Source organism: Streptomyces sp. NBC_01275 (genome assembly GCF_026340655.1).
GTDB lineage: Bacteria > Actinomycetota > Actinomycetes > Streptomycetales > Streptomycetaceae > Streptomyces.
The window spans coordinates 9,854,913-9,863,273 of the sequence record NZ_JAPEOZ010000001.1 but is presented as its reverse complement, the minus strand read 5'-3'; the positions used below and the strand labels follow the sequence as shown (position 1 = coordinate 9,863,273).

At 72.7% G+C, this 8,361-nt stretch carries 7 protein-coding genes; 4 read left to right on the top strand and 3 right to left on the bottom strand.

Annotation, left to right across the window (positions count from 1 at the left end):
• The first annotated feature begins 46 nt into the window (after window positions 1-46).
• The 3 genes from OG562_RS43370 to OG562_RS43360 all read left to right on the top strand — a co-directional run bounded on the left by OG562_RS43370 (window position 47) and on the right by OG562_RS43360 (window position 3,166).
• A complete protein-coding gene (locus tag OG562_RS43370) occupies window positions 47-1,087 on the top strand; it encodes an iron ABC transporter permease (RefSeq protein ID WP_266408044.1) in 1,041 nt (346 codons plus the stop codon).
• An 80-nt stretch (window positions 1,088-1,167) separates the two neighbouring features.
• Window positions 1,168-2,208: an iron chelate uptake ABC transporter family permease subunit gene (locus tag OG562_RS43365; protein ID WP_266409842.1), complete on the top strand. Its 1,041-nt coding sequence runs from the start codon at window positions 1,168-1,170 to the stop codon at window positions 2,206-2,208.
• Window positions 2,209-2,212: 4 nt separating this feature from the next.
• The gene (locus tag OG562_RS43360; RefSeq protein ID WP_266408042.1) at window positions 2,213-3,166 is read left to right on the top strand and encodes an ABC transporter ATP-binding protein; all 954 of its coding nucleotides are present in this window, start codon (window positions 2,213-2,215) and stop codon (window positions 3,164-3,166) included.
• A gap of 67 nt (window positions 3,167-3,233) precedes the next feature.
• On the opposite strand, the gene OG562_RS43355 is transcribed toward OG562_RS43360, so the two are convergent.
• On the bottom strand, window positions 3,234-4,187 hold the full coding sequence (locus tag OG562_RS43355; protein WP_266408041.1) for a methionyl-tRNA formyltransferase: 954 nt from the start codon (window positions 4,185-4,187) through the stop codon (window positions 3,234-3,236).
• Window positions 4,188-4,271: 84 nt separating this feature from the next.
• Between OG562_RS43355 and OG562_RS43350 the strand changes: the two genes are divergently transcribed.
• Window positions 4,272-5,624 (top strand): lysine N(6)-hydroxylase/L-ornithine N(5)-oxygenase family protein, encoded by a 1,353-nt coding sequence (locus OG562_RS43350; protein WP_266408039.1) that lies wholly within the window; start codon window positions 4,272-4,274, stop codon window positions 5,622-5,624.
• 171 nt (window positions 5,625-5,795) lie between these two features.
• Here the strand turns inward: OG562_RS43350 and OG562_RS43345 are convergent, their stop codons facing one another.
• Together OG562_RS43345 and OG562_RS43340 are read right to left on the bottom strand one after the other, a co-directional pair.
• Window positions 5,796-7,358 (bottom strand): amidohydrolase, encoded by a 1,563-nt coding sequence (locus tag OG562_RS43345; RefSeq protein ID WP_266408037.1) that lies wholly within the window; start codon window positions 7,356-7,358, stop codon window positions 5,796-5,798.
• A 96-nt stretch (window positions 7,359-7,454) separates the two neighbouring features.
• On the bottom strand, window positions 7,455-8,327 hold the full coding sequence (locus tag OG562_RS43340; RefSeq protein WP_266408034.1) for an MHYT domain-containing protein: 873 nt from the start codon (window positions 8,325-8,327) through the stop codon (window positions 7,455-7,457).
• Window positions 8,328-8,361 lie beyond the last annotated feature (34 nt).

Sequence of the window (8,361 nt, the reverse complement as noted above, 5' to 3'; positions counted from 1 at the left end):
GACAGCGCTCCGGCGAGAACCCGGACGACGACATGGAGACCGGCAAGTGGCTTCAAGCCAAGTGGCTTCAGGCAGAGGGCTTCGCACCACGGTGCTGGTGGCACTGGTCGTCGCCCTCCTCGTCCTTCTTTCCCTGCTGTCCGTTGCGCTCGGCGCGCTCAACGTGCCGCTCGACCAGGTCGTCCGCTCGGTCCTCGGCCATCCGCCGAGCCGTCTCGTCGACAACGTCATCTGGTCGGTGCGCGTGCCCCGCACCCTGCTCGGCCTGACGACGGGCGCCGCGCTCGGCCTCTCCGGTGCGCTGATGCAGGCCCTCACCCGCAACCCCCTCGCGGACCCGGGCATCCTCGGGGTCAGCGCCGGAGCGTCCTTCGCGATCGTGGTGGCGGTCGCGGTGGTCGGGGTCGGATCGGTCTACGGCTATGTGTGGTTCGCGTTCGGCGGGGCGCTCGTCGCGAGCGTCGTGGTCTTCTTCCTGGGGCGGCTGGGCCGGTCCGGGGCCACCCCGGTCAAACTGGCGCTCGCCGGAGTCGCCGTCACCTCGCTGCTGCAGTCGCTCACCAGCGCCGTGGTGCTGACCGACCAGGACGCGCTGGACCGCTACCGCTTCTGGTCGGCCGGCACCCTCGCCGACAAGGACTCCGGCGACCTGCTGCGCATCCTGCCCTTCCTCGCCGTCGGCGCCGTCCTGGCCCTGTCCTGCGCGCCCGCCCTCAACAGCCTCGCCCTCGGCGACGAGGTGGCCGCCTCCCTGGGACGGCGGCTCGGTCTGGTGCGCCTCCAGGGAGTCACCGCGATCGTGCTGCTGACCGGCGCGTCGGTCGCCGTCATCGGTCCCGTGGTCTTCCTCGGCCTGGTCGTCCCGCACATCGCCCGGGTCCTCGCCCAGTACGCCGGGATCGGCCCCGACCACCGCTGGCTGCTGCCGCTGTCCGCCGCGCTCGCGCCCGTACTGCTGCTGTCCGCCGACATCCTGGGCCGGACGGTGGCCCGACCGACCGAGATCCAGGCCGGAGTCCTCGTCGCCTTCCTGGGCGGCCCGTTCTTCATCGCCCTGGTCCGCCGCCGGAAACTCGCGGAGGTGTGAGCGTGTCCGCACAGTCCCCCCCAGCCACTCCAGCCAACCCAGCCACCCCGAAACCGTCGCCCGCGCCCGCGCCCTCCGCCCTGCGCGGGCGGCACTTCCGGCTCGCCGTTCCTCCGGTGTCCGGCGTGCTGCGCCCGCGCCTGGCGCTGACCGGGGTGATCGTCGCTCTCGGGGCCTTCCTGCTGTTCTGCTGGGGTCTGACCCTCGGCGACTATCCCGTGGCCTTCACCGACGTCGTCAGGGCGCTCGGCGGCGCGGGCGACCCCGGCACGGTCATCGTCGTACAGGATCTGCGGCTGCCGCGGGCCCTGACCGGGCTGCTGGTCGGCGTCGCGTTCGGGGTCTCGGGGGCCGTGTTCCAGACGATGACCCGCAACCCCCTGGCCAGCCCCGACATGATCGGACTGACCCAGGGCGCCGGAACCGCCGTCGTGGCGGCCGTGGTCCTCGGCTGGACCGGCGGCCTCGGACTGTCCACGCTGGGACTGCTCGGCGCCCTCGCGACCGCGCTGCTCGTGTACTCGTTGGCGTGGAAGGGCGGAGCCACCGGCTACCGGATCATCCTCGTCGGCATCGGCGTGTCCTGGATCTGCTCCAGCGCCACCGACTTCCTGCTGGCGCGGGGCAACCGCTTCGAGGCGGAGGAGTCCCTCGGCTGGCTGGTCGGCAACCTCAACGGCCGAACCTGGGACCAGGTGGACTCCCTGGCCCTCGCCATGGCCGTACTCCTGCCGGTCACCCTCGCCATGGGCCGCTGGATGCGCACGCTCATGCTCGGCGACGACGTGGCCGCCGGGCTCGGCACGCCCGTGCAGGCCGTGCGGCTGGCGCTGCTGCTGACCGGGGTGGGGCTGGTCGCCTTCGGCACGGCGGCGGCCGGTCCGGTGGCCTTCGTGGCCCTGGCCTGTCCGCAGATCGCCCAGCGGCTGGCCGGCGTCTCGTCACCGCCCCCGCTCGTCTCCGGTCTCACCGGCGCGTTCGTCGTCCTCGGATCCGATCTCCTCGCACGCGAGGCGGTCCCCGGGACGGAACTGCCGGTCGGGATCGTCACCGGCGCCCTCGGCGCGCCGGTCCTGCTGTGGCTGCTCATCCGCGCCAACCGCGCGGGCTCTGGAGGCTGATCCCATGTCGACCACCGACCCGCGCGCCCCGCGCCCGTCCGCAGCGCAGGCCGACGCCGGCGTCCCGCGTCCGTCCGGCGGCCCCGGCAGCTCCGGCGTCCCTCACCCCCCCTTCCCCGGGCCGGAGTTGCGGGCGAGGAACCTGCATCTCGCCTACGACGGACGGACGGTGGTGGAGGACCTGGACCTCACCGTGCCGACCGGCCGGATCACCGCCATCGTCGGGGCCAACGCCTGTGGCAAGTCGACCCTGTTGCGCGCGCTCGCCCGGCTGCTGGCCCCACGCCAGGGCGTCGTCGAACTGGACGGCGCCGCCCTGCGCACCATGTCCACCCGGGACCTCGCGCGCAAGCTCGGCATCCTGCCGCAGACGCCGGTGGCGCCTGAGGGGCTGACGGTCGGCGACCTGGTGGGCCGGGGCCGTTCGCCGCACCAGACCTGGTGGCGGCAGTGGTCCGCGGCGGACGAGGACGCCGTGCGCGAGGCCCTCGCCGCGACCGGCCTGACCGACCTCGCCGACCGCCCGGTCGACGAGCTCTCCGGCGGCCAGCGGCAGCGCGCGTGGATCGCCATGGCCGTCGCCCAGGGCACCCCCGTCCTGCTCCTCGACGAGCCGACGACCTATCTCGACCTCGCCCACCAGATCGACGTACTGGACCTGATCACGGACCTCAACCGGCGCGAGGGGCGCACGGTGGTGATGGTGCTGCACGACCTCAACCAGGCCTGCCGGTACGCCGATCACGTCATCGCCATGAAGGCGGGCCGGATCGTCGCCGAGGGCGCGCCCGCCGAGGTGGTCACCGAGGCCACCGTCGAGGACGTCTTCGACCTGCGCTGCCGGATCACCCCCGACCCGGTCAGCGGCACCCCGCTGGTCATCCCGCTGGGCCGGCACCACCACGACGGCGACGGCGCACGGTCCGAGGACACCGTCGGGGCGTCGGCCGCCGACTGACCCGGTGACGCGCCGTGTGGGCCCTCGCCTCGAACGGCGGGGCCCACACGGCTGTCGGTCCCTCCGCTCAGGGGCGGGACGTCAAGTACCCGCCCATGGTGCGGAAGTAGTCGGCGGCCGCGTACTCGGCGCCGTCGTCGGTGCGCACCCGTCGTATCAGGAGCCCCCGGCAGCGGCCCGTGTACGCCTCGGCGCCCGCCACCACGACCACGCCGTCGCCCTCCCGGATGAAGATCCGCCCCGGGGTGCCGCCGTAGCAGGCCTCCGAGACGGCGGCGGAGACGATCCTCAGCCGCTGCCCGCGGTGGAAGGCGTAGGCGTTCGGGTACGGGTCCGACTGGGCCCGTACGAGCCGCTCCAGGCGCTCCGCGGGCCAACTCCAGTCGATGCGGCTGTCCTCCGCCGACCGCTTGTGGAAGAAGCTGGCGCGGGAGCGGTCCTGCGGCACCCACTGGCCGGCGTCCCGGCCCGAGGCGATCAGGTCGAGCGACTCGTGCACGAGGGGCGCGATGAGGTCGACGGTCCGATGGAACAGGTCGGTCGCCGTGTCGGTGGGCCCGACCGGCACCGAGCGCTGCACCAGGACGTCCCCGGCGTCGAGTTCGGCGTTCATGCGGTGCGCGGTCACGCCGACCCGCTCCTCGCCGTTGACGAGCGCCCAGATGATCGGCGAGAACCCGGCGTACGACGGCAGCAGCGAGTCGTGGACGTTGAGGGTGCCGTGCGGCGGGAGGTCGAACAGCTCCGGGGGCAGCCAGGTCCGCCAGTTGTTGGCGACGATGACGTCCGGCCGGGCCTCCCGTACGGCGGCGAGGAGTTCGGCGTCGTCCGGGCGGTTGCGCAGCAGGACGGGGACGTCGTTCTTCTCGGCCAGTTCGGCGACGTTGTCGTCCCAGATCTTCTCGTAGGCGTGCTCGCTTTTCGGATGGGTGACGACGAGAACCACCTCGTGGTCGGAGTCCAGCAACGCCTGTAGCGTGCGGTGGCCCCAGGTCTGGTAGCCGAGCATGACGACCCGCATGACGGTTCTTCCCTTCAACGACTCCATTGCAAGGTAAGCCTTACCTTATCTAGCATGTGGTTGCCTGAGGGAGGCGATGCCACGGTGAACTCACCGCTCATGGATTCCGACGTCGTTCACGACGTCATCGGAATCGGATTCGGTCCGTCAAATCTCGCTCTGTCCATCGCGGTCGAGGAGCACAACACAAGCCTTCCTGCGGACCGACGCCTCGACGCGCTGTTCCTGGAACGCCAGCCGCGCTTCGGCTGGCACCGGGGCATGCTGATCGACGACGCCACGATGCAGGTGTCCTTCCTCAAGGACCTCGTCACCCTGCGCAACCCGACCAGCGACTACACCTTCCTCTGCTTCCTGCGCGAGCGGGGCAGACTGATCGACTTCCTGAACCAGAAAACCCTCTTCCCGCTGCGGATGGAGTTCCACGAGTACTTCGAGTGGGCCGCCGAACGGGTCTCCCACCTGGTCTCTTACGGCAGTGAAGTCGTCGCCGTCGACCCGGTGCGCGACGACGACGGCCAGGTGGTCCTGTTCGACGTCACCTGCCGCGACCACACGCGCCCCGAGGCGACCGTCACTCACCGGGCCCGCAACATCAGCGTGGCCATGGGCCTTCAGCAGCATGTGCCGCCGGGCCTCGAGCTGGCCGAACGCGTCTGGCACAACAGCGAGTTGATCCCCCGTGCCGCCCGGCTCGCGGAGGCCGGCACGCCGGTGCGGCGGGCCGTCGTGCTCGGCGCCGGCCAGAGCGCCGCCGAGGCGGTGGACTATCTGCACCGCACGTTCCCGGACGCCGAGGTGTGCTCGGTGTTCGCCAAGTACGGCTACACGCCCGCCGACGACAGCCCGTTCGCCAACCGGATCTTCGACCCGGAGGCGGTCGACGTCTACTTCTCGGCGCCCTCCGCGGTCAAGGAGTCGCTGCTCGACTACCACCGTTCCACCAACTACTCGGTGGTCGACATGGAGTTGATCGAGTCCCTGTACGCCACCTCCTACCGCGAGAAGGTCGCCGGCCGGGAGCGGCTGCGCTTCCTCAACGTCTCGCGGATCCGCGCCGTCGAGCCCGGCGCCGACGGCGGTCTCGACGTCGCCGTCGAGTTCCTGCCCACCGGCGAGCGGCAGGTGCTGGCCGCCGACGTGCTCGTGCTCGCCACCGGCTACCGGTCCCGCGATCTGACGCCGCTGCTCGGCGAGGCGGCCAAGCTGTGCCTCAGGGACGACGGGGACGAGATCCGCGTGGGCCGGGACCACCGCGTCGAGACGCTGCCCGAGGTGACCGCCGGCCTCTACCTCCAAGGCGGCACCGAGCACACCCACGGGCTGACCAGCACCCTGCTGTCGACCGTCGCGGTCCGGGCGGAGGAGATCCACCGGTCCCTGCTGACGACGGCCGACCGGCTGACCCCGGCAGGGCGCCGACAGGGCGCCGTCTGAGCACCACCGGAGCTCCCGGGCACCAGGCTCCCGGGCCCGGACGGTACGGTCCCGTCCGGGCCCGGGGTTTCCCCGGCGGCCGGGGAGCAGGGGGCGGGGAGAAGAGGGCGACGAGCAGAGGGCGGGGAGAAGAGGGCGGGGAGTTGCGCCGCCCCACCTCAGTACGGCCCGTCAGTACGGCCCATGGGTCCAGCGGCCGTCCGTCAGCGTGGCGTGCACGGGCATCGCGCGCAGGGTGTCGACGTCGGCCTCCAGCGGGTCCACGTCCACGACCACCAGGTCGGCGGGGTCCCCGACCCGGATCAGCCGGCGCCCGCGGGCCGCCGCGACGAGTGCGTCCCGGACGGACAGGCGCTGCTCCGGGTGCCACGCGGGGCGTTCGTCGTCGGTGCGGCCGACGGCCGACGCGATGGCGAGCCAGGGGTCCAGCGGCGAGACCGGGGCGTCCGAACCGAACTCCAGCCGCGCCCCGGCGGCGAGCAGGTCGGCGTAGGCGAAGGCCCGTCCGGTGCGCCCGACCCAGTGCCGGTCCGCCACATCGCGGTCGTCCGTCGCGTGCCGGGGCTGCACCCCCGCCGTGACGCCCAACCGCGCGAACCGCGGGAGGTCTTCGGGGCTCAGCAACTGCGCGTGCTCGATCCGGCCGCGGCAGCGCACCGCCTCGAAGGCGTCCAGGGCAACCGTGTTGGCGCGGTCGCCGATGGCGTGCACCGCGGGTTCGATGCCGTGCGCCGCGGCGCGGCGCATGAGCCGCACCAGTTCGCGCGGCGACGTCTCCTCGATGCCGTGGGAACCGTCCGTGCCCTCCAGCCCGGGATAGGGGTCGCGGCACAGCGCGGTACGGGTGTTGAGCGAGCCGTCGGTGAAGAGCTTCAGCGGGCCCACCCGCACCAGGCCGCCGCCCGGACCGACCTGGGCCCCCGTGCGCAGTCCGCGTTCCACGGCCGCGTCCAGGCGGCTCGGATAGACGGCGGCCGACACCCGCAGGGCCGGCCTGGACTCGGCCGCGCGCCGCTCCCAGTCCGCGACCGTGTCGCCGTACTGGAAGTCGATGACACCGGTGACCCCGCGCGCGGCGGCGGCCCGGCAGGCGTCCGCGATCCGGTCGTCGACCACCCGGGCCGACGCGGCGGGGAGCGCGGACAGGACCTCGTGGGCCTCGTGTTCCCTGACCAGGCCGGTGGGATGGTCGCCCCGGCCGACGAGGGCGAGGCAGGCGGAGTTCAGCCACACGGCGTGCAGATCGGCGCTGACCAGGGCGACGGGCCGGTCGGGCAGGGCCGAGTCGAGGAGCCGTTTGTCCGGGGCGTCGGGCCACAGGCCGTCCCGGAACCCGTACCCGTAGAGCACCGTGCTGTCGGGGGCTCCGCCGCCGGGTGCGCGCAGGTCTCGCACGAGGTCGGCCACCGCCCGCGCGGAGGCGGTGCCGGACAGGTCCAGCCGGTGCCGGGCGTTCGCCCACTCCGCCAGGTGGACATGGGCGTCCCACAGGCCGGGCAGCAGCACCCGCCCGTCCATATCGAGGACACGCCCGCCCCCGGCCGGTGTCGCTCCGCTTCCGTTCTCCGCCGCCGTGACGACCTCGGCCACCCTGCCGTCCGCCACCCGCACGCGGGCCAGCGGTCCGCCCGCGCCGAGCCGCACCCGGTCGAGCGTCAGCGCGGTCGCCGGGGGCGGGCCTTGTGCCGGGCCTCCTGCCGGCAGCCTGCGCGGGGCGCTTACGAAGTCCGACATGAAGCCTCCAGCTACGGCGAGCACCCGCTAAGTCAACTTAGCCTTACCTTACCGTCGATGGGCAGGCGCCTGCTCAAGGCGCCTGTGCGACCCGGTTCACCAGGCGGTGTACGACTGCGTCGACTGGTCGGGCCGCTGCTTCGACTGCTCGGGCCACTGCGTCGACTGGTCGGGCCACTGCGCCGGCGGCACGGTGCGCGATGCGGGCGCGGCCCCCTCCCAGGCACTGTCGCCGACCATCATGTCGGGGTCGAACATGACGATCACGGCGGCGATCAGCAGGACCACGAGCGGGCCGGCGATCATGGACAGGAGGAACGCCAGCAGGCCGGCGGACGACTGCGTGACCGCATTCTGGTCGGTGAGATGAACGGAGACGCCGGCCATGCCCGTGTAGTGCATCCCGGTCACCGCGACGCCCATGATGAGGCTCGCCCCCAGGCTCGACCGCAGACCGTGGACGGAGACCGCCGCCCACAGGGCCGCGGTGGCGGCGACGACCGCGATCAGCACGGACAGCACCACGGCCGGCACGGAGTAGTGCACCGTGCCGTGGGTGCGCATGGCCCCCATGCCGATGTAGTGCATGGCCGCGACGCCGAGTCCGGTGACGGTCCCCGCCACGCCCAGGTTCACCGGCCCGGCGCCCCGGTAGCCGACGAGGAAGACTCCCACGGCGACGACGGCGATCGCCACGGCGAGGCTGAGGAGGGTGACCGTCGAGTCGTAACCGACCGGCGCGCCCTGGACGCTGAAGCCGATCATGGCGATGAAGTGCATGGTCCATATGCCGCAGCCGAGGCAGACAGCACCCAGAAACAGCCAACCGGCCCGGCGGTTGCGGCCCGCGCGGCGACGCAGCGACCGCGTCGTGCACCGCAGCCCCAGCGCCGCTCCGAGGCAGGCCATCAGATAGGCGGCGACGGGGGTCACAGCACCGTAGTAGAAGTCGGAGACGGTGGCGGTCATGGGATCCCTTCTCGCGCATGACGGCAGAGGTCAG